Origin of the sequence: Bacillus salacetis (assembly GCF_049177075.1) — a bacterium.
In the GTDB taxonomy this organism is placed as follows: domain Bacteria; phylum Bacillota; class Bacilli; order Bacillales; family Bacillaceae_B; genus Rossellomorea; species Rossellomorea salacetis_A.
In genome coordinates this window covers 4,308,594-4,328,850 of the sequence record NZ_CP185377.1, presented here as the reverse complement: position 1 = coordinate 4,328,850, position 20,257 = coordinate 4,308,594, and the positions used below count along the sequence as shown (strand labels likewise).

Genomic DNA, 20,257 nt, shown 5'->3' with positions numbered 1-20,257 from the left:
TTTTTTGCATGGAATATTAAAAAACAATATGACCGATGATGGCAATTATCGGCAATGTAATGATCGTTCTTTCCAAGAAAATGAAGACCAAGTCTTTAAAATCAACTGGTATCTTTGATCCAAGCAGCAGCCCGCCGACTTCTGATAAGTAAATCAGCTGAGTGACGGAAAGACTGGCAATGACAAAGCGTGTCAATTCACTTTCAATTCCGGAACCGAAGATTGCCGGCAGGAACATATCCGCAAATCCGACAAGGATACTTTCGGAAGCTGCAGCTGCTTCAGGAAGCTGCAATAGTTCAAGAATCGGGATGAAAGGCATTCCGATCCAGCTGAATACCGGAGTGTTTTCAGCGATGATCAGTGCAGTAGTACCGATGGCCATGACAATCGGTGCTACTCCGAGCCACATATCCAGCACATTTTTGAAACCATCTGCAAAGAATTTCCCAACATTATTATTTTTGCGTGCTTGTATTAAAGCCTGCTCGAAACCGTATCCCAGACGGGAGTAGCCTTTAGGAATCACTTCCATTGTATCTTGGCCTTCCTGCTCGTTAAAGTACGTGTCCGGCTTACGGGAAAGAGGCGGGATGCGCGGCATAATGAGAGCTGCGATAATACCAGAAAGCACAACCGCTCCGTAGAATGGAAGGAAGTAGTCTCCCAGCCCAACCTCAGAGATGACCACAAGGCTGAACGTAATCGACACAACAGAGAATGTCGTTCCAATGATGGCTGCTTCTTTCTTCGTATAGTATCCATCCTCATACTGCTTGCTTGTAAGCAGAACCCCAATGGTACCGTCACCAAGCCAGGATGCAAGAGCATCAATGGACGAGCGTCCCGGAAGCCCGAATAGCGGCCTCATCACTTTGGTCATCAGGGCGCCCAGCAACTCCAGCAAGCCAAAGTTCAACAAGAGCGGCAGGAAAAGGCCTGCGAAAAGGAATACAGAAAAAAGGATGGTCAGAAGTCCGTCAACGCTTAACAGCAAACCGCCGGTCGCATCAGACCAGACCCATTGAGGTCCAATCTGGAATAATGTCATAACGGCAAAGATTCCGCCGAAAAGTCGGATGATAAGCCATACCATATTTACTGAGAATAAATTATTTAAGAAGGCATTATTCATAATGAAATCGGGTTTTACAAATTTTGCGGCAAGGGAACCCAACACTGTCACGATGATCAATCCGGTCATGATTGCCGGTACATACTCACCGATATTATCTTGAACGAACCCGGAAAGAATTGCGATTGGAATCGTTACAGCATCCCCTTCAGGGATGGGGATCATAAATAAAAATATACCTAAAAGAGACGGGAGCAGAAACAGAAGTATATTTCCCGTACTCACATTTCCTTTAACTTTAGATTGTCCATTGTCCATTTTGACTTCACCTCAAAGACGTAATAAAATTCATGATAATTTATATTTATTCAACTGTCCAGACAAACCTTAAACTACCAATTTGCCAAGTTAGCCTTCCTCCCTTCTCTTCCCCTTTCTTCTATTATAGAAACAGAAGCAGATATATTCAAAATTTTACAACAAATCACACAAATCCGACAGAGTCTTCCGTTTTACTTATCTTCCTGAAATTTACTTGGAGATTAAATGAGGAATAAAAAAAGTGAAAAAAGTAGGAAATTAGGTTTAACCCTGGGTGAAAAGGGGTAAATAGGCTAGCATGTCATTTTAAAATAGTGGGTGAGTGAAAGTGAATTCTCTTTTCGAACTTACTGATCAGGAAATACTTGAAATCTATCATAGGTCAGTAGAGGAAAATGTCGTGGCAGATTTTATAGAGATGGTGAAACAGGAAATAAACAGGCGCGGCCTGTTAACGGCATAGGAAGCTGCCTGATGGGGGCTTCTTTTTTTTATTTTCGCTAAATTTTAGATAAGCCCAACCTGATAGGGTTAAAATAACTCAGAGTCTATCTTTACAAAAAATTAGTATTGAGGTGTTAAAATGCCTTTAGGCGGAAACATACCCGCCATACATCAAAGGATAAAAACCCCTTTTAGAAAGAAGGTAAAATGAAATGATTACAATGATAGCCAGTGATATGGACGGAACTTTATTAAATGGTAAACAAGAAATAAGCGAAGGAAACCGCAAAGCCATCCTGGAAGCCCAGAAGCAAGGGGTCGAGGTCGTTGTTGCGACAGGAAGATCATATGAAGAGGCAAGATATGTTCTGGAAGAAGCGGGGATTTCCTGCCCGATCATTTGCGTAAACGGAGCCGAAGTACGTAATGAACAAGGCGAAGTCGTGAAAGTGAATGCCATCGAAGAAGAGAAAGCGCTGGAAGCGATGAAAATTTTGAAAGACCTCGGCATTTATTATGAATTGTACACAAACAAAGGTGTCTATACAGAGGATTACGAGAGAGGCCTTCAGTCCATCATTGATATTTTCAAGACGGCTAACCCTGAAACATCAGAGCAGGCCATACGGGACGCAGCACAGGAACGTTTTGAAAAAGGGCATATCAAGGTAGTCGATGATTACCGCCAGGCTTTCGCAGACGGCAATGTTGTCTATAAGTTTCTGGTCTTCTCGTTTAATGACAGCCTGCTGGAAAAGGCAAAAGGCATGCTTGAGGACGCAGGGGGCCTTGCCATCAGTTCTTCAGGACATGAAAACCTGGAAGTGACCAGTGTGGATGCACAAAAAGGAATCGCTTTAAAAAAACTGATTGAGGAAAAAGGACTTAACCCTGAAGATGCACTGGCAGTCGGCGACAACCTTAACGACCTGTCAATGATGAAAGTTGTCGGAAGACCGGTGGCCATGGGGAATGCTGCAGAGGAAATCCTCGCATTCTGCCGTTTTAAAACTTCCAGCAATGAAGAAGACGGAGTGGCAAATGCCATATACGAAGCACTGGAGAATAAGTCTGCAGCAGTTGATTAAACTCGTGATAACGGGTACATAATGGGTATAACCGACACCTCCTGATACTGAATGGGAGGTGTTTTTTTACAAATTTGAAAGGGGAAACGGTATGAAAAAACAGTTGAAATCCGCAACAGTTCTTTTTCTTTTGCTGCTGGCTGCGTGTTCCAATACACCGTCTGAATCCTCCGAACCACCGGAAAGCCAGGAAACAGCGGGGAGGGAAAACCCTCAAGCCAAAGTAATGGCCGACAAGCTGGAGGTTCCATGGTCGATCAACAAGACAGGAGATACTTTTTATGTAAACGAGCGGACGGGAGGGATCGTGAAGGTGGCGGATGGAAAAGCCACCAGGATGAAGGTGCGTTTGAAAGAGCCTCTGTCACAGGTTCCAGAAGCCGGCTTCCTCGGGTTCGTTCTGCACCCGGATTTTCCTGAAACTCCTTCTGCATATGCTTACTACACGTACCAAAACAGCAGCACCCCGCACAACCGTGTAGTGACACTGAACCTGAAAGGTGATGTATGGGAAGAGGAAAAAACCCTGCTGGATGATATCCCAAGCGGGCAATATCACCATGGCGGCCGCCTTGAAATCGGACCGGACAAAAAGCTCTATATTACGACAGGCGATGCCACTGTGAAGGAAATAGCTCAAGATCTGAATTCACTCGGTGGTAAAATCCTGCGAATGAACCTCGATGGCTCGATCCCTCGGGATAATCCGTTTGAAAACTCATACGTTTATAGTTATGGCCACAGAAATCCTCAAGGTCTTGCCTGGAATGAGACTGGAGACTTTTATAGTACAGAACACGGTCCTTCCGGCTTCGATGAAATTAACCTTATAAAGGCAGGCAGCAACTACGGCTGGCCGCTTATTACAGGCGATGAAACACGTGAAGGAATGCAGAAGCCGGCTGCACATTCCGGGGAAACAGCCTGGGCGCCATCCGGAGCAGCCTTTCATGATAATCACCTGTATTTTGCCGCACTAAGAGGCCAGGGAGTAAAACGATTTTCCATAGACACCGGGAAAGTAGAAGAAGTCCTGTCAGGATATGGCAGAGTAAGGGATGTCTTTATCGAAGACGGAACGCTGTACTTCATAAGCAATAACACAGATGGCCGGGGAAACCCCTCAGAAAATGATGATAAACTTTACAAAATCTCACTCTCTGAATTGAACACTGGCAGAAGTGAGGAATGATACAAGATTTTGCATATATCTGCAGAATGGCAATCCTACTGTGGCTGTCATATTTCATTAACAGCTTCATAATATAGAGAGGTATAAGCCGGGCAGTGCTTAAAACCAAGAAACGATTTACTCTAACGGCTATTCATTAAAATGATTGTTCTATTAAACTCAATGTAATTTTTTTACGTGGGTTGATTGGAGCGTAAGGTGTGTGACCTCCTGCGGGACTAGCGGGACAGGTGAGACCCCGCAGGCGAAGCCGAGGAGGCTCACCGCCCGCCCCGCGGAGTCACACACCTGGAGTGGAAATCAACTATCTCATCCAAATAGAACTGTCTATATGAAAAGAAAATTATCAAAAAAGTTGTAAAAAATGTATTGACACTTTTGAATGACCGTTGTAAAGTGTAAATCAAGTTCAAAAAAACAGAATAATTTTCCATACTTCTTATCAAGAGAGGCAGAGGGACTGGCCCTATGAAGCCTCGGCAGCGGACTGCTTATTAGTACCGTGCCAAATCCAGCAAGCAAAGCTTGAGAGATGAGAAGAGGACGGATTACATAATCATGCCCTCTTCGCTTTCAAGAAGAGGGTTTTTTATTTTGTTTCAAAAAAAATAGGCAAAAAGGAGGAAATACAAGACGTTTTTATCATTAAACCTGAGTATTTTTATAGAAATAATAAGTGATTCTTATCAAGAGAGGCAGAGGGACTGGACCTGTGAAGCCTCGGCAGCGGACTATTTTTAGTACTGTGCCACATCCAGCAAGCATTCAGCTTGGGAGATAAGAAGAGTCCTTTTTGCCTGCGGGCCAAAACCTCTTCCATCTCCTGGGAGAGGTTTTTTTATCCAGGAATACACCAAAAGAAAGGAGCCGCAAAGATGATTGAATTCAAAGGACTGACCAAAATTTATGAGAGCGGAGACCAGCCGGTACGGGCACTTGACGGCATTGATCTAAAGGTAAACGAAGGGGAGATATTCGGGGTCATCGGCTTCAGCGGAGCTGGAAAAAGTTCATTGATCCGCTGCGTTAACTGGCTTGAAAAGCCTACATCCGGAAGTGTGATTGTTGATGGAAAGGATCTTACAAAGCTGTCTCCAAAAGAAATCAGGGAGGTCAAAAGGGACATTGGAATGATTTTTCAGCATTTCAACCTGCTGAACTCCAAGACGGTGTTTGCCAATGTCGCCATGCCGTTGAAGCTGGCGAAGGTTTCGAAAGATGCGATCAAGGAACGTGTCACCGAACTTCTCGATTTCGTCGGCCTGGGTGATAAGGCTGACTACTATCCGGATCAGCTATCGGGAGGGCAGAAACAGAGAGTCGGAATTGCCAGGGCACTCGCCACAAGGCCGTCCATTCTGCTTTGCGATGAAGCAACATCAGCACTGGATCCACAGACCACCAACTCGATTCTGCAGCTGCTGAAAAAAGTAAACAAAGAATACAACATAACGGTATTGATCATCACTCATGAGATGACAGTCATCAGGGAAATCTGCGACAGGGTGGCGGTCATTGAAGCAGGAAAAATCATTGAAGAAGGTTCCGTCTTCAACGTCTTCTCTGCACCAAAAACCAATACGGCCCGAAACTTTGTCAGCACAGTGATGAATGATGCCCTTCCCGAATCGCTCAAAGAAATCGTGCGGAACAATGCCGGCCTGCAGAAAATCTTCAGAATCAATTTCGTCGGAGAGTCTGCGGGACAGCCGCTGCTTTCAAAGATTGCCAAGAAGTTTGATATCGACACGAACGTGCTGTTCGGCAATATAACAGAGCTGCAAGGGATACCGTTTGGAAACTTGATTGTCGAATTCATCGGCAGTGAAAGTGAAATCAACCGCGCCCTGATGTATATCAACCAGGAAAGAGTGGCAATCAAGGAGGTTGAAGCCAATGCTAGTTGATCAGGAACAAATCATTGAAGCACTCATCGAAACGATTCAAATGGTCGCCTTTTCACTATTATTCTCAGCACTTCTCGGCCTGCCACTGGGAATCCTGCTGGTGGTGACCCGCAAAGGACATCTGCTGGAGAATCTGCCGGTGTTCAACGTTTTAAATGGCATCATCAACGTATTCAGATCCGTTCCGTTCATCATTTTGATGGTTGCCATCATTCCGGTAACGAGACTGATTGTCGGAACGTCCATCGGGACGGCAGCAGCAGTTGTTCCGTTGGTCTTTTACGCTGGGCCATACATTGCAAGATTGATAGAAAACTCATTGCTGGAGGTCGAACCGGGAGTCATTGAAGCGGCAGAATCCATGGGTGCGACTCCATGGCAGATCATCATCAAATTTTTGATACCGGAAGCTCTAAGCTCACTTGTTCTGGCATTCACCATTGCAACAGTCGGCCTTGTCGGTGCGTCGGCAATGGCCGGGGCAGTCGGAGGCGGAGGTCTCGGAGACCTTGCCATTACATACGGCTACCAGCGTTTTGATACCACCGTCATGCTGATTACAGTCGGTATATTGGTCATCATGGTCCAGGGACTTCAAACCCTGGGGAATATCACATCGAAAAAAATCAGAAGAAGATAACAGGAGGAATCATCATGAAAAAATTATTATTAGCGGTCTTAATTTTAGCATTGGCGGTCACGGGGGCTGCCTGTTCAAACTCAACAAGCGGTGAAGAGACAGTGAAGGTGAAGATCGGTGTCAGCGGTTCGGATAATCGAATTTGGGATTTCGTTTCAGAAAAAGCTGAAAAAGAAGGAATAGAAGTGGAAATCGTCCGTTTCTCTGACTACGTCCAGCCGAATATCGCCCTGGCAGAAGGCGAACTTGATGCCAACGCGTTCCAAACCATCTCTTACTTCAATGCATTCAAAAAAGAACATGAACTGGATTTAGCACCAATCGCGACAACAGTCATTGCGCCAATGGGAATTTACTCGGAAAAATATAAAACAGTGGAAGAAATCCCGGAAGGCGGAAAAATTGCCGTTCCGAACGAAGCAACAAATATGGGAAGGGCACTGCTATTGCTTCAAGAAGCCGGATTGATCACTCTTCCGGAGGACTTTGACGGAAACGGAGCTGTAGAGAAAATCGTCGACAATCCTAAAAACCTTGAAATTGTTCCGGTCGTAGCCGGCCAGACTCCGAGGGTTCTTCCTGACGTAGCTGCATCCATCATCAATAACGGAATTGCTGTCGATGCAGGATTCAACCCGACAGAGGATTCCATCTTCCATGAAAGTGACACAGCAACACCATATATCAATATCATCGCCGTACGTACAGAAGACAAGGATAACGAAACGCTACAGAAACTTGGAGAGCTATACCAGGAAGATGATGTAAAAGAATTCATTGAAAAAGAATATAAAGGCAGCATGATTCCAACGTTTGTACCACTAAGTGAAATTGGAGAGTAATAGATTAGCCTGGAATAAAGGTGAATCTGGATAATCGCCGATAAAAACTCAGGAATCGCTGATAAATTTCGAAAATCGCCGAAAAATTCATAGAATCGCTGATAAAAGCATCCTAATTGCCGATAAATCCTCAAAATCGCCGATACCACTGGCTTTAGCGGCGTGGTTCTGTCGGATATCGACCGGCTTGTGTCGAATATCAACAAATCTTTGTCGAATACCGACCCAAACGTGTCGAATAACAGCCAACAGCCAAACGGACAGTAGGATGCCAATCAAAAAACCATTAACCAGGAGGAATTGCCATGACTTCAGTTGCAGAGATCAATACGAAATTAAAAAGTGTGATTATCGAGAATGTTGAAAGCCAACGGGAAAAATATATTTCCACTAGCCACAGCATCCACGAAAAACCCGAGATTGGAAACGAAGAATATTTCGCATCGGAGCTTCTCACCGGGATTTTAAAAGAGGAAGGCTTTGAGGTGGAAAGAGCAGTTGCAGGTCATGAAACGTCCTTCCTGGCAAGAAAGAAATCTGAAACACCGGGGCCGGTCATCGCCTTTCTGGCAGAATACGATGCCCTGCCCGGCGTCGGCCATGCCTGCGGCCACAACATCATCGGCACGACAAGCGTTGGAGCGGCAATCGCACTCAGCAAGGTTATCGATACGACAGGAGGCGAAGTCGTTGTACTCGGAACGCCGGCAGAAGAAGGCGGCCCGAACGGCAGTGCCAAGGGAAGTTTCGTCAAACATAGCTTGCTGAAAGGCATTGATGCCGCCATGATGGTTCATCCGGCAAACTCAACAAGGGTCACATCGACTTCCCTTGCAGTCGACCCGCTTGACTTTGAATACCGCGGTGTACCTGCCCACGCAGCGGCTTCTCCTCACGAAGGAATCAACGCATTGGATGCGGTCATCCAGCTTTTCAATGGAATCAATGCACTGAGACAGCAATTGACAGATGACGTCCGCATCCATGGAATCATCACTCATGGAGGAGATGCGCCGAACATCATTCCTGAATATGCGAAAGCACGTTTCTTCATCCGGGCGGCTACAAGAGCCAATCTAGATGAAGTGACGAAGAAGGTCAAAGCGGTGGCAGAGGGCGCTGCACTGGCAACAGGAGCTGAACTCAATGTCATAGCCTTCCAAAATGAAGTCGATAATCTTCTATTGAATAAGACATTTGACGGCGCCTTTAAAAGAGCCATCGAGGAATTCGGTGAAACGGTTGACCTAAACGACCGAGAGGGACTTGGATCAACGGACGCAGGCAACATCAGCCAGGTGGTACCGACAATCCATCCATTCATAAAAATCGGTCCGGATAACCTGGTTGGCCACACGGTGCCATTCAGGGAAGCGGCTGCCTCCACTCAAGGAGATGAAGCCCTGATCAAGGGCGCCAAAGCTCTTGCTTTGACTGGTCTTGAATTGCTGACAGACCACCAGCTGCTATCCGCCATCAAGGAAGAGTTTTTAGAAAGAAAGCTGCAGCAGGACGGCGAGTAGAATAGCAGTGTTAGAGAAGGCAGAATCCTTTTTTGGGTTCTGTTTTTTCTTGTAACAAGAGTGCTGTCACTTGGACAGACAGCTGGATAATAGGCAAGCTGAGAGTGTACCGCTGAAGAGATATTGCCCCGTAAGCAGAGTTTACTTCGTAATAGCTGTATAAATATCCAAAATAAGAATAGAACCATTTTCTAAAAATATTTTACAGAAAATTTCAACCAAAAGTATTGAAATCGTTTTCAAGATGGTATAAGATTCTCCCAAGAGGAATTTTCCGAAACGTTTTGGGAGGAGCGCAAGTGACGACTATCAAAGATATTGCAAAAGCAGCTGGTGTTTCTGTTACGACTGTATCCAGGGCTTTAAACGGATACTCGGATGTTAAAGAACTGACCCGGCAGAAAATTGCTGCAGTTGCCAAAGAATTGAATTACAGTCCCAATACGCTCGCCCGCAGTTTGGTAATGAATAAGTCCCAGACAATCGGGCTCCTGGTTTCAGGCTTCACGAAAGAGAGCGTTAAGGATAATTTTACAGTCGAGGTGCTGGCTGGTGTCAATGAATGCGCCTCAGAAATGAATTACGATCTTGTTTTATTCAACACCAACTCATCCATGCAAAGGGAAAAGACGTATACACAGCTTTGCAAAGAGAGAAGGGTGGACGGAGTCATCATCCAGGGAATCCGGACCGATGATCCGTACCTTAAAGAAGTTGTAGATAGTGATATACCGTGTGTACTGATTGATATTCCGGTAACATCCGAGAATGTCGGATATGTGACCACCGATAATGAACTTGGGGCAGATAAAGCTGTTCAGCATTTGGTTGAGCTTGGGCACCGGAATATTGGAATGGTCAATGGCCATGAATATGCTTTTGTTAGTCAAAAGCGTCTGAATGGCTATAAGAGGGCATTGGAGAATGCCGGTCTTCCTTTTAATCCGAAATATGTAGTCGATGGGAATTTTAAAGAGGGAGAAGCTGCCAAAGTGACAAAGGAACTGTTAACTGAACATCCGGAAATCACCGCGGTCTTCTGTGCCAGCGATTTAATGGCGATTGGTTCACTGAAAGCTGCCCAGGAGATGGGCAAACAGATTCCATCCGATCTATCCATCGTCGGTTACGATGATATCTTACTGGCTTCATATGTAAGTCCTTCCCTGACAACAGTGGCCCAGAACAAATTCCAGCTTGGTTTTGAAGCCGCCCAGATGCTGCTGAACCTTTTAACAAAAGGAGACCAGCTGAAGCAGGTTATTCTGCAAACAGAATTAAAGAAACGGGAAAGTACAGCTTCCGTTCAGAAATAATAGAAAAACCCGCTTGGACAGTAATTTTGTCCTTGCGGATAAACTTTAAATAGTAACTTTCACCGAAAAACCGAAACGTTTCGGAATAAAAAGTAAGCGCTTCCTATGAAGCTTTTATTTTTCCAAAAAAACCGAAACGTTTTGGACAGTCATTCAGGAGGTCTCTAACATGAACTATCGTGTCATTAAAGAAAATAATCTATTCTTTTTAACAGATGAAAAGGGAGATATTGTAGAAAATCATTCCTATGGTTTGGGGTTGTATATGAATGATACTCGTTATCTCAGCAAATTCAATCTGAAAATCAACGGCGAAGAGCCAATCCTGCTTCATTCCGATGGATCAGAAAACTATATGGCAAAAATCCTTATGACCAATCCGCATCAGGAAAAAGACGGGGAGCTGGTGCTTTGGCGGGAATCTATAGAAATAGAAAGAACAAGATTTATCAATGATGACATCCTCTATGAAACTGTCACAGCCAAAAACTACTATCCAAAACCTGTTTCTTTTGAACTGAGTGCCCATTTTGATGTGGACTTCAAGGATATGTTCATCGTCAGGGGTTTTCAGACGGGAGAAGTCGGAAGAAGAACCGGCCAGGAAGTGAAAGAGAATCAACTGGACTTCCTTTATGAGGGCGCGGATGAAATCAAAAGGCGGACATCAGTGAAATGGGATGTACCTCATACCCGGGTAACCGAAGAAGGCGATGTATTCTTCTCCATGACACTGGACCATGCAGAGTCTCAATCGATCACTTTCATGGTAGCGCCTAAAGAAGGAGAAGAGAAAAATCCGGTATATCTATCTCCGGATGAGGCATTGGAAAAACTGAAAGCTTCCTATATCGAGTGGGAAAACAGCATGTCTTCTGTTGAAACGGACTACTTGCCGCTGAAAAGACTTGTTGACAGAGGCACCGATGATTTAAGGGTGCTCCTGACTGACATCGGCCACGGGCGGTTCCCGGTTGCAGGGCTTCCTTGGTTCGGCGTCCCATTTGGCCGTGACAGTTTGATTGCCGCTCTGCAGATGCTCGCTTTCCAGCCTGAGGTGGCAAAAGGGACACTGTTGACAATGGCGAGTCTTCAAGGGACGAAGGTCGATCCTTGGAGGGATGAACAGCCGGGTAAGATCATGCATGAAATCCGCTATGGAGAACTGGCGAATACAGATCAGATTCCTTTTACACCATATTACGGAACAATAGACGCGACTCCGCTGTTCCTGGTGCTTCTGACAGAGTATGTAAAGTGGACGAATGATTTGGATACTTTCCATAGATTAGAAGACAACGTGAGAAGGGCTCTGCAATGGATCGATGAATACGGCGACAGAGACGGTGACTTGTTTGTCGAGTATCATCAGGAATCGGTAAAAGGGATTGCCAACCAGGGATGGAAGGATTCCGGAGATTCCATCGTCCACCGAAATGGGGATTACGCAGAGACTCCGATCGCCCTTTCGGAAGTACAGGGATATGTGTACCAGGCCAAGCGTGGAATTGCCTCCATTTATGAAAAACTCGGCAGCGGTGAACAAGCGGAAGCATTGAACAAACAGGCTGAAGAGTTGAAAGCAAAGTTTGAGAAAGAATTCTGGATGGAAGATCAGCAGTTCTATGCTATCGCTCTAGATCAGGATAAGAAGCAGGTGGGAACCATCACTTCCAACCCTGGCCATGTCCTGTTCTCCGAGATGCTTGGAGAAGAAAGAAGCTTGAAAGTCAGTGAGATGCTGACATCGGAAAAAATGTTCTCCGGTTTTGGAATCCGGACAATGGGCGAGGGTGAAGCCGGGTTTAACCCGATGAGTTACCATGACGGAAGCATCTGGCCTCATGATAACAGTATGATCCTGTTGGGGATGAGCAGACTGGGATATCAAAATCATGCTAAAAAGGTCATCGAAGGTCTTATCAAAGCAGCCGCTCATTTTGAGTATGACCGCCTGCCGGAACTGTTCTGTGGATATGAAGACAGGATCGGGAAAGCAGTGAAATATCCGGTAGCCTGTTCTCCTCAAGCATGGGCAGCAGGGACTCCGCTGGTGTTCGTCCAAGGCCTGCTCGGCATTATCCCGGACAGCACCGAGAAGAAGATTACCATCAATCCTTTCCTGCTGGATGGAATGAATGAACTCACTGTCCGTTCCATGAGGATCGGTGAAGGAGTACTGTCGCTTAAAGTCACAAAAAGCGGCTCTGGATTCAGTACAGAAGTTTTGGAAAATACAACTGGCTGTGAGGTTCAAGGAATTTAATTTTGGTTTATAGGAAAATTTTCCTTTAAATAAATTTTTATTAACAAGACGGAAGGGGTCTTTCAAAATGAAAAAGAAATGGTTAGCTGGTTTGGGAATTACAACAATGTTGGTTGGTTCAGTCCTTGGCGGATGCAGCAACTCAGATAATACAGATAACAGCAGCAGCGGTGGAGAAGGAGACGGGGAAAAAGTTCAAGTCACACTGGCAGGCTGGGGCGGTAACCCTTCTGAACAAAAACTGCTGGAACAGACTTTAGAGGATTTCGAATCATCACATCCAAACATCGATGTTAAGTTAGAAGTTATTTCTGAGCAGTACATGGATGTTATTAAAACCCGCTTAATCGGCGGTGAAGGCCCGGATGTATTCTATCTTGATGCCTTCGAAGCACCGGCACTTATCGAAACAGGCGTTGTCGAGCCTCTTGATGAGTATGTAACAGAAGAATTCGATGTAGAAGATTTTGAAAAACCAATGCTTGAAGCATTCCAGGTAGAAGGAAAGACATACGGATTCCCTAAGGATTACTCAACATTGGCTCTATTCTATAACAAGAAAATGCTTGAAGAAGCAGGTGTAGAAGTTCCGCAAACATGGGAAGAGCTTCAGGCAGCTTCTGAGAAACTGACAAAAGGAGAAGAGGTATATGGGTTTGGTGTAGCACCTGAACTGGCTCGCCTTTACTACATCGCTGAATCTCTTGGCGGAGAAGTTGTGAAAGACGGAAAAGCTAACTTTGCATCTCCTGAAGTAGTGGAAGCTCTTCAACCGATCATCGCTCAGCATAATGATGCGAAAACATCTGCACAGCCATCTGAAGTCGGCGCAACTTGGGGAGCGGAAATGTTCGGCCAGGAAAAAGCTGCAATGGTCATTGAAGGAAACTGGGCAATTCCATTCATGGAAGATACTTTCCCAGGTGTAGACTACGGCACTGCGGAAGTACCAACTATCAATGGAGAAAAAGGTACGATGGCTTACACAGTAGCCTACGTTATGAATGCAGCTTCTGAGAAAAAAGAAGCTTCTTGGGAACTGCTTTCTTACCTGACTGGCAAAGAAGGAATGGAAACTTGGACATCTAAAGGATTTGCGCTTCCAACTCGTAAGTCTGTCGCTGAAAAACTTGGTTATGACCAGGATGAACTGCGCGGAGCACTTGTAGCGGGTGCGCCTTATGCAACGGTTTGGTCTGAAGGAACGAACCTTCCGATCATCGTGAACAACTTCAATAACCAGTTCGTAAGTGCCTTCCTTGGAGACCGTCCACTGGATGAAGCCCTTGAAGAAGCACAGAAACAAGCAAACAGTGAGATTGACAGCAACTAATTTTAAACACGGAGAGAAGGACTTCCACAAGTTCTTCTTTCCCTTCCTTTTTACTGTATTCTTTCTGTCGAAGTCCATAGGCAGCCGACTTCGCTGGAAAGAGTTCATGTAAAAAAGAACCAATCATTATAAGATATCGGGGGTTATAAGATGACCAGAAAAACTTCCAGGAAAGCACTGAGAGAAGCAGGACAAGGATATTTCTTTATGTCCCCAGCCATTTTCGTTCTTTCATTATTCATTATCGGCCCAATCCTTTATGCCGTCTTCCTGGCATTCCATAAGGTTGAACTGCTCGGAGGAACTTCAATGAACTTCGTGGCTTTTGAAAACTTTGCAAGAATCATGGATGACCAAAGGGCGATCATCGCCTTAAAAAACACAGCTAAATATGTACTCATCGTTGTTCCTGTACAAACATTTTTAGCGCTTGTACTGGCAGCAACCCTGAACGCAGGGTTAAAAGGCGAGAAGTTCTTCCGGATCGTTTATTTCCTCCCGACCTTGACATCATCAGCTGTGCTGACCCTGATTTTCATGTGGATGTACAACAAAAACGGACTGATCAACCATGCCTTGGATTTCCTCGGCTTGCCGACGTACAACTTCCTTGGCGACCCGGACATTGCTTTGAACGCCATCATGATCATGAATATCTGGGCCACTGCACCGTTTTTCATGGTCATTTATCTGGCTGCTCTTCAAGATATCCCGGATTCATTATATGAAGCGGCGGAGCTGGATGGAGCCAATGCGATCCAGAAATTCTTCTATGTAACGGTTCCGTTCCTGCGGCCTGTAACTTCTTTCGTTATTATCATGGGACTTATCGGGACGTTCCAATTATTCGATCAATCGTATATCTTCTCCGGGGGATCGGGTGGACCTGATAACTCGACGCTGACCGTTGTCCTCTTAATCTATCAATATGCATTTAAAACATTGGGAACAATGGGATATGCAGCTGCGCTGGCATTCGCACTGGCCATCATCATCTTAGTGGCGACCCTGCTTCAGCGTAAATTCTCAAAAGAAGAATCGCTATATTAAGGAGGATCATATGAAACCGAAAAAAATGTCATTCAGCAAGCGCTTATTATATATCATCCTTGTTGCGTATGCGATCACGACCCTGATTCCATTCTTCTGGGCCCTGTCTTCTTCATTCAAAACGCTTGAAGAGATTGTGAGCGGGACCCTGAATTTCCTGCCGAAAAATTTTACACTCGATAACTATAAGCAGATTTTTGTGGAGCAGGACTTATTCCCGCGCTGGATGCTGAATAGCCTGATCATCGCGGGTGTGGGGACTTTCTTGAATATCATCTTTAACTCAATGGCAGGTTATGCTCTTGCACGATTAACCTTTCCAGGGAAAAAGGCATTGTTCATCATCATCCTGGCAGTCCTTATGATTCCTGCCCAGGTTACAATGATCCCGAACTATCTGATTCTGAAAGAACTTGGCTGGCTGAACTCTTACCAGGGGATGATTGTCCCGGCCATGATCAATGCCACATTCATCTTCATGATGCGCCAGTTCTTTGTCAACTTCCCGCAGGAACTTGAAGAGGCAGCACAGATCGATGGTTTGAGCAGGCTCGGAATCTTCTTTAAAATTGTCCTGCCATTGGCAAAACCGGCATTGGCAGCACAGGCGATCTTCGTTTTCATGGGATTCTGGAATGACTTCATGAGGCCGCTGATCATCATGACCGATGCAGAGATGTATACGCTGCCGCTTGGACTGAATACCTTCAAGGGCCAATATGTCAGCTATTGGAACTACATCATGGCCGCCTCAATGGCATTCACGCTGCCAGTCCTGTTGATTTATGCATTCTTTAATAAATACTTCATTAAAGGTGTATCGTTCACAGGCGGCAAATAAGATTTGCATCTGCCTCCTATTCATCTCCTTGCCGGGACTGATAGGAGGCATTCTTGTTTATTGAGATAGGCTTATTTATTATAGAGATATTATAAGGTTTTAGAAGATTTACCGGTTTAAAGGACTTTAAGTTGTAGTTTCGAAAATTAAAGGGCGTTAGAAGGGTTTTAAAGGACTTAAGATTTGAGTTTTTAAAATTAAAGGGCGTTAGAAAGGTTTTAAAGGACTTTAAGTTAGAGTTTCAAAAATTAAAGGGCGCTAAAAGCATTTTAAAGGACTCTAGTTTGTTGATTTTAAATATAAAGGGCTTAAGAGAGGGTTTAAAGGACTTGAAAATATTAATTGAAATAGTAAAGTCCGCTAGACTGCCAAAGTGAAATTTAAGTTTTCTACATAAAAAACCAAAGGAGGATCTATAGCATGAACCACCAACAACAAAAGATCGAAGAGGCAGCGGCCTCAGTCAACGAAAAGCGTGATCAGGTAAGCAGGAGCCCATGGAAGCCGGCATACCACCTGTCACCTCCAGCATACTGGATGAACGATCCAAACGGATTCAGTTACTACAAGGGAGAGTATCATCTCTTTTACCAGCATCATCCTTTTTCGCCTGAGTGGGGTCCGATGTATTGGGGACATTTCAAGAGTAAGGACCTGGCCCATTGGGAAGAAGCCCCGATTGCTCTGGCTCCAAGTGAGGAATATGACAAGGATGGCTGTTTTTCCGGCAGTGCGATTGAAAAGGATGGAAAGCTCTATTTGATGTATACGGGTAATCAGTGGACCGGCCCTGATCATGACAAGGATCTTTATCAGGTCCAGGCCCTGGCTGTCAGTGAAGATGGAATCACGTTTGAAAAGGCTGCTGAAAATCCGGTCATCGATTCGGCACCTGAAGGGGATATACATCCTTATCATTTCAGGGATCCGAAAGTTTGGAAAAAAGGAGACTACTATTATTGTGTTCTCGGTTCCCGTACAAAGGACCATGTCGGACAGGTTCTTTTATACCGTTCCAAAGACCTAATTGAATGGGAATTCGTCAATGTGGCAGCAAAAGGTGAGGGGAACTTCGGCTTCATGTGGGAGTGTCCCGATATTTTTGAGATGGACGGGCATACCATCCTTGTGATGTCTCCGCAGGGAATGGAGCCGGAGGGGAATCTGTATTATAACCTGCACCAGGCAGGATATGTCGTCGGAAATCTTGATTATGAAACAGGCATACTGAAACATGGCGAGTTTGATCTGCTTGATCACGGGTTTGACTTTTATGCACCTCAGACAATGGTCGACCCTGCCGGCAGAAGGATCATGATTGCCTGGATGAATATGTGGGAAAGCCATATGCCTGAACAGGAAGAAGGATTTGCAGGAGCCATGACCATCCCCCGGGAGCTCATTCTGGAAGACGGAAAGCTGAAATCCAAACCTGTTCCGGAGTTGGAGAAAAGGCGGAAGAATCATAAAAAATATGAGAATGTGAGGGTCGAAGGAGAAACTGCACTGACTGGTATAGAAGGAAATGCAGTGGAATTGATGGTGACCATTGACGCAGAAGAGGCTTCACAATTCGGCTTGAAGCTGAGAGCCGGCCATAAGCAAGAAACGGAACTTCTTTATATTAAAGAGGAGAGAAGCATCGTGCTGGACCGGAGCATGGCAGGCGAGGGTCCGGGAGGTGTGCGAAAAGCCGAGGTTGAGTTAGCAGACAACCTTCTGAACCTTCATATATTCATCGATAATTCTTCTGTAGAAGTGTTTATAAACGGCGGGGAAAAAGTGATGACAGCCAGAATCTATCCTGATCAAGAATCATCCCAGGTCAGATTCTTCAGTGACAAACCGGTCGAGCTCCTGCAAGTGGATAAATGGGATTTGTAAAGTTGCTGATAAAGTGGCAAGCAGCTGGCTAAAGCAAAAAGGGATGCCTTCCGAACAGGCATCCCTTTTCTTATTAATCCTCCGTACTGATTCCGTCCATGATCATCCGGACCGTCAATTCAATTTCTTTTTCATCATCCCATTGAGCTTCAGGCAGGAACAAATGCCGGATAAGCAGGAATCCAAATACACTTGAAGCGGTGAAACGGATTACAGCTTCTGTAGGCAAATCAATGATCTGGCCCTTTTCTTTATAAAATTCAACCACCTTTTGAAAGCGCTGGAATACCTTGCTGGCTACATGCTCCTTGAATTGATCCTTCAGCTCAGGATGAAACGGGATTTCTTGTATGAGAATCCTGAAGGCAGTCATATTTTCTTTTAAAAACGCCTGCCGGTTCAGAATCATCGCTTTCAGGAAATCTTCGTATCTTTCGTATTTCGTATTCAGGACCTTATTGATATCGCGGATGATAAAAGGAGCGATAAGCTTAGCCATCGTAGGTGCAACGATGGAAAGCAAAAGATCTTTCTTCGTTTTATAGTGACGGAAGATGGTTCCTTCAGCGACACCAGCCTTTTTGGCAATTTCGTTGGTCGAGGTTGCTGAAAATCCCTTCTCAGCAAAGATCTCCAATGCTGCTTCAAGGATTTTTTGCTGTTTCTCCGTCAATTTTTCTTCACTGTTCAATAAGATATCGAGCATGTCGTTTTGTTCAGTCATGATAAACCCCTTATTAGATGAGTTACCTTATATTTTACGATATTTTCTCAATGCTGCAACATTCAGGAGGATGAACAGCAGGGAGAATCCGAACAAGTATAACAAGTCTCCAGTTAAATCACCGAAGGAAGCACCTCTGATCATGACGTCTCTTAATCCATCCGCTGCATAATAAAGCGGTGTGAAAGGGCCAATCCAGCTCAGCCAGTCCGTGAGGGTTTCCAGGTTGAAAAGACCTGAGAAAAATATTTGCGGGATCACGACGACTGGGATGAATTGCATCATCTGCAGTTCGTTCTGGGCAAATGCAGATAATAGGATTCCCAGGGTTAACGCTGACAGAGATAATAAAGCAATAATGATCAGGACATTGATAAAGCTGCCCATCATAAGCATATCAAGCACATAGATGGCATACCAGGAAATGAAGGCAGCCTGCAGAACGGCAAATATACCGAATCCTAGTACATAGCTCAAAACCATTTCCCAGGTTTTTAAAGGACTGGCAAGCAAGCGCTCCAGTGTGCCGCTCGTCCTCTCGCGCAGAAAGGATACACCGCTGATGAGAAACACAAAGAAAAAGATAAAGAACCCAAGCAGTACAGGCCCAAAGGAATCGAACATGCCCATATCCTGCTCTCCGTGTATAAATTGAACATCCAGCTTGGGTTGAGCCGTCTGCTGGGAAAAAGCGGATTGAACTTCTTTCATCACGCTTTGATTAATAGATGGATTACTGCCTTCCAACACTAGCACGGGTGCAGTACCCTGCTTAATAGAGAGATAACCGTCCAGGCTGCCATCTTGAACAGCATCTTCTGCTCTTTCGCTGGAATCAAACAGCTTAAAGTCCCCCGTATCAATTGCTTGCAGCATCATTTCATTATCTGAAACAAGACCAACCTGAGGTTCATAAGGGTCTGAATCGAAGATAAGCCACATCATCGTTAAAATTAATACCGGGGCAAGAAACATCAATGCTAAAGTCCGCTTATCCCGGAAAAGCTGCTTAATGATCCTGATGACAAAACCAGTGATGCGAGACATGTTAATGCACCTCCGCTGAAAGGAATACTTCTTCTATCGAAGAGACCCCGTATTTTTCTTTAATAGCAGCGGGTTCTTCGCTGCCGATCAGTGTTCCGTTGCGAAGCAGCCCCAGCCGGTCACAGCGTTCGGCTTCATCCATGACGTGCGTGGTGATCAGCAGAGTCCGGCCTTTTGCTTTCAGTTCATGAAATTGTTCCCAGATTTGCTTTCGCAAGACAGGATCGATGCCGACAGTCGGTTCATCCAATATCAGCACTTCCGGGTCGTGAAGAAGAGCGATTGCAAGGGAAAGCCTTCTTTTCATTCCGCCTGAATATAAGGCGACAGGTTTATCCAGATGTTCAAGAAGATCGACCGTTTTCATGACACTTTTGATTCGTTCTTCTCTCGTTTTCTTTTTTAGACTATAAAGAGAAGCAAAAAAGTTCAGATTCTCTTTTGCGGTCAGTTCGGTATAAAGAGCATCTGACTGCGCCATATAGCCTACAGAAGTATAGACTGAATTGGCTTTGAGCGGATTCCCTTTAAAATGGATAGTGCCGGAATCGGGTGATTCGAGGCCAATCAGCATTTTGACAAGTGTGGTTTTTCCCGAACCCGATGGCCCGATCAATCCATAAATTTCTCCGGGGGGCACTTCCAAAGAGATACCCTTCAGTACTTCCTGTTTACCGAATGATTTTTGAATATTTTTCATATCAATGATAGGCTGCAAAAATCAACACCTCCGTTAATGAGTGATTACTCACTTTTATAATAAG

General features: G+C 45.0%; 17 protein-coding genes and 2 riboswitches. Of the genes, 13 read left to right on the top strand and 4 right to left on the bottom strand.

Annotated elements, in window-relative coordinates; genetic code table 11:
- Window positions 1–16: 16 nt before the first annotated feature.
- Window positions 17–1,393 carry a YjiH family protein gene (locus ACOJQI_RS22235; RefSeq protein ID WP_421382248.1) on the bottom strand — a complete coding sequence of 459 codons (1,377 nt, stop codon included), beginning with the start codon at window positions 1,391–1,393 and terminating at the stop codon, window positions 17–19.
- Window positions 1,394–1,724: 331 nt separating this feature from the next.
- Here ACOJQI_RS22235 and sda point away from each other — a divergent pair, with 331 nt between their 5' ends.
- The 13 genes from sda (at window position 1,725) to ACOJQI_RS22170 (ending at window position 17,722) form a co-directional block, all read left to right on the top strand.
- Window positions 1,725–1,859 carry a sporulation histidine kinase inhibitor Sda gene (sda, locus tag ACOJQI_RS22230; RefSeq protein ID WP_421382246.1) on the top strand — a complete coding sequence of 45 codons (135 nt, stop codon included), beginning with the start codon at window positions 1,725–1,727 and terminating at the stop codon, window positions 1,857–1,859.
- A 193-nt stretch (window positions 1,860–2,052) separates the two neighbouring features.
- Window positions 2,053–2,928: an HAD family hydrolase gene (locus ACOJQI_RS22225; RefSeq protein ID WP_421382244.1), complete on the top strand. Its 876-nt coding sequence runs from the start codon at window positions 2,053–2,055 to the stop codon at window positions 2,926–2,928.
- A gap of 91 nt (window positions 2,929–3,019) precedes the next feature.
- Window positions 3,020–4,120: a PQQ-dependent sugar dehydrogenase gene (locus ACOJQI_RS22220; RefSeq protein ID WP_421382242.1), complete on the top strand. Its 1,101-nt coding sequence runs from the start codon at window positions 3,020–3,022 to the stop codon at window positions 4,118–4,120.
- A gap of 436 nt (window positions 4,121–4,556) precedes the next feature.
- A riboswitch (SAM riboswitch) is annotated at window positions 4,557–4,659 on the top strand.
- Between the two features lie 141 nt (window positions 4,660–4,800).
- Window positions 4,801–4,904, top strand: a riboswitch (SAM riboswitch).
- Between the two features lie 91 nt (window positions 4,905–4,995).
- Window positions 4,996–6,027, top strand: a complete 1,032-nt coding sequence (locus ACOJQI_RS22215) for a methionine ABC transporter ATP-binding protein (RefSeq protein ID WP_421382240.1) — start codon at window positions 4,996–4,998, stop codon at window positions 6,025–6,027.
- On the top strand, window positions 6,017–6,667 hold the full coding sequence (locus ACOJQI_RS22210; protein WP_421382238.1) for a methionine ABC transporter permease: 651 nt from the start codon (window positions 6,017–6,019) through the stop codon (window positions 6,665–6,667). Before ACOJQI_RS22215 ends, ACOJQI_RS22210 begins: the two co-directional genes overlap by 11 nt.
- 14 nt (window positions 6,668–6,681) lie before the next feature.
- Entirely contained in the window at window positions 6,682–7,509 is an 828-nt protein-coding gene (locus ACOJQI_RS22205) for a MetQ/NlpA family ABC transporter substrate-binding protein (RefSeq protein WP_421382236.1), read from the top strand.
- A 305-nt stretch (window positions 7,510–7,814) separates the two neighbouring features.
- Entirely contained in the window at window positions 7,815–9,032 is a 1,218-nt protein-coding gene (locus tag ACOJQI_RS22200; RefSeq protein ID WP_421382234.1) for a M20 family metallopeptidase, read from the top strand.
- Between the two features lie 299 nt (window positions 9,033–9,331).
- Window positions 9,332–10,348, top strand: coding sequence for a LacI family DNA-binding transcriptional regulator (locus tag ACOJQI_RS22195; RefSeq protein WP_421382232.1), 1,017 nt, complete (start codon window positions 9,332–9,334; stop codon window positions 10,346–10,348).
- 169 nt (window positions 10,349–10,517) lie between these two features.
- On the top strand, window positions 10,518–12,614 hold the full coding sequence (locus ACOJQI_RS22190; RefSeq protein WP_421382230.1) for a glycogen debranching N-terminal domain-containing protein: 2,097 nt from the start codon (window positions 10,518–10,520) through the stop codon (window positions 12,612–12,614).
- A gap of 67 nt (window positions 12,615–12,681) precedes the next feature.
- Window positions 12,682–13,947 (top strand): ABC transporter substrate-binding protein, encoded by a 1,266-nt coding sequence (locus tag ACOJQI_RS22185; protein ID WP_421382228.1) that lies wholly within the window; start codon window positions 12,682–12,684, stop codon window positions 13,945–13,947.
- 150 nt (window positions 13,948–14,097) lie between these two features.
- Window positions 14,098–14,997, top strand: a complete 900-nt coding sequence (locus ACOJQI_RS22180; protein ID WP_421382226.1) for a carbohydrate ABC transporter permease — start codon at window positions 14,098–14,100, stop codon at window positions 14,995–14,997.
- Window positions 14,998–15,022: 25 nt separating this feature from the next.
- The gene (locus ACOJQI_RS22175) at window positions 15,023–15,838 is read left to right on the top strand and encodes a carbohydrate ABC transporter permease (protein ID WP_421385537.1); all 816 of its coding nucleotides are present in this window, start codon (window positions 15,023–15,025) and stop codon (window positions 15,836–15,838) included.
- Between the two features lie 420 nt (window positions 15,839–16,258).
- A complete protein-coding gene (locus ACOJQI_RS22170; RefSeq protein WP_421382224.1) occupies window positions 16,259–17,722 on the top strand; it encodes a glycoside hydrolase family 32 protein in 1,464 nt (487 codons plus the stop codon).
- Window positions 17,723–17,795: 73 nt separating this feature from the next.
- Here the strand turns inward: ACOJQI_RS22170 and ACOJQI_RS22165 are convergent, their stop codons facing one another.
- Genes ACOJQI_RS22165 through ACOJQI_RS22155 form a run of 3 tightly spaced genes read right to left on the bottom strand, consistent with a single transcriptional unit; the run spans window position 17,796 to window position 20,211 of the window.
- Window positions 17,796–18,446: a TetR/AcrR family transcriptional regulator gene (locus tag ACOJQI_RS22165; protein WP_421382222.1), complete on the bottom strand. Its 651-nt coding sequence runs from the start codon at window positions 18,444–18,446 to the stop codon at window positions 17,796–17,798.
- A gap of 27 nt (window positions 18,447–18,473) precedes the next feature.
- Complete coding sequence (locus ACOJQI_RS22160; RefSeq protein ID WP_421382220.1) at window positions 18,474–19,493, bottom strand: ABC transporter permease; 1,020 nt, start codon at window positions 19,491–19,493, stop codon at window positions 18,474–18,476.
- Between the two features lies 1 nt (window position 19,494).
- The gene (locus ACOJQI_RS22155) at window positions 19,495–20,211 is read right to left on the bottom strand and encodes an ABC transporter ATP-binding protein (protein WP_421382218.1); all 717 of its coding nucleotides are present in this window, start codon (window positions 20,209–20,211) and stop codon (window positions 19,495–19,497) included.
- Between the last annotated feature and the right edge of the window lie 46 nt (window positions 20,212–20,257).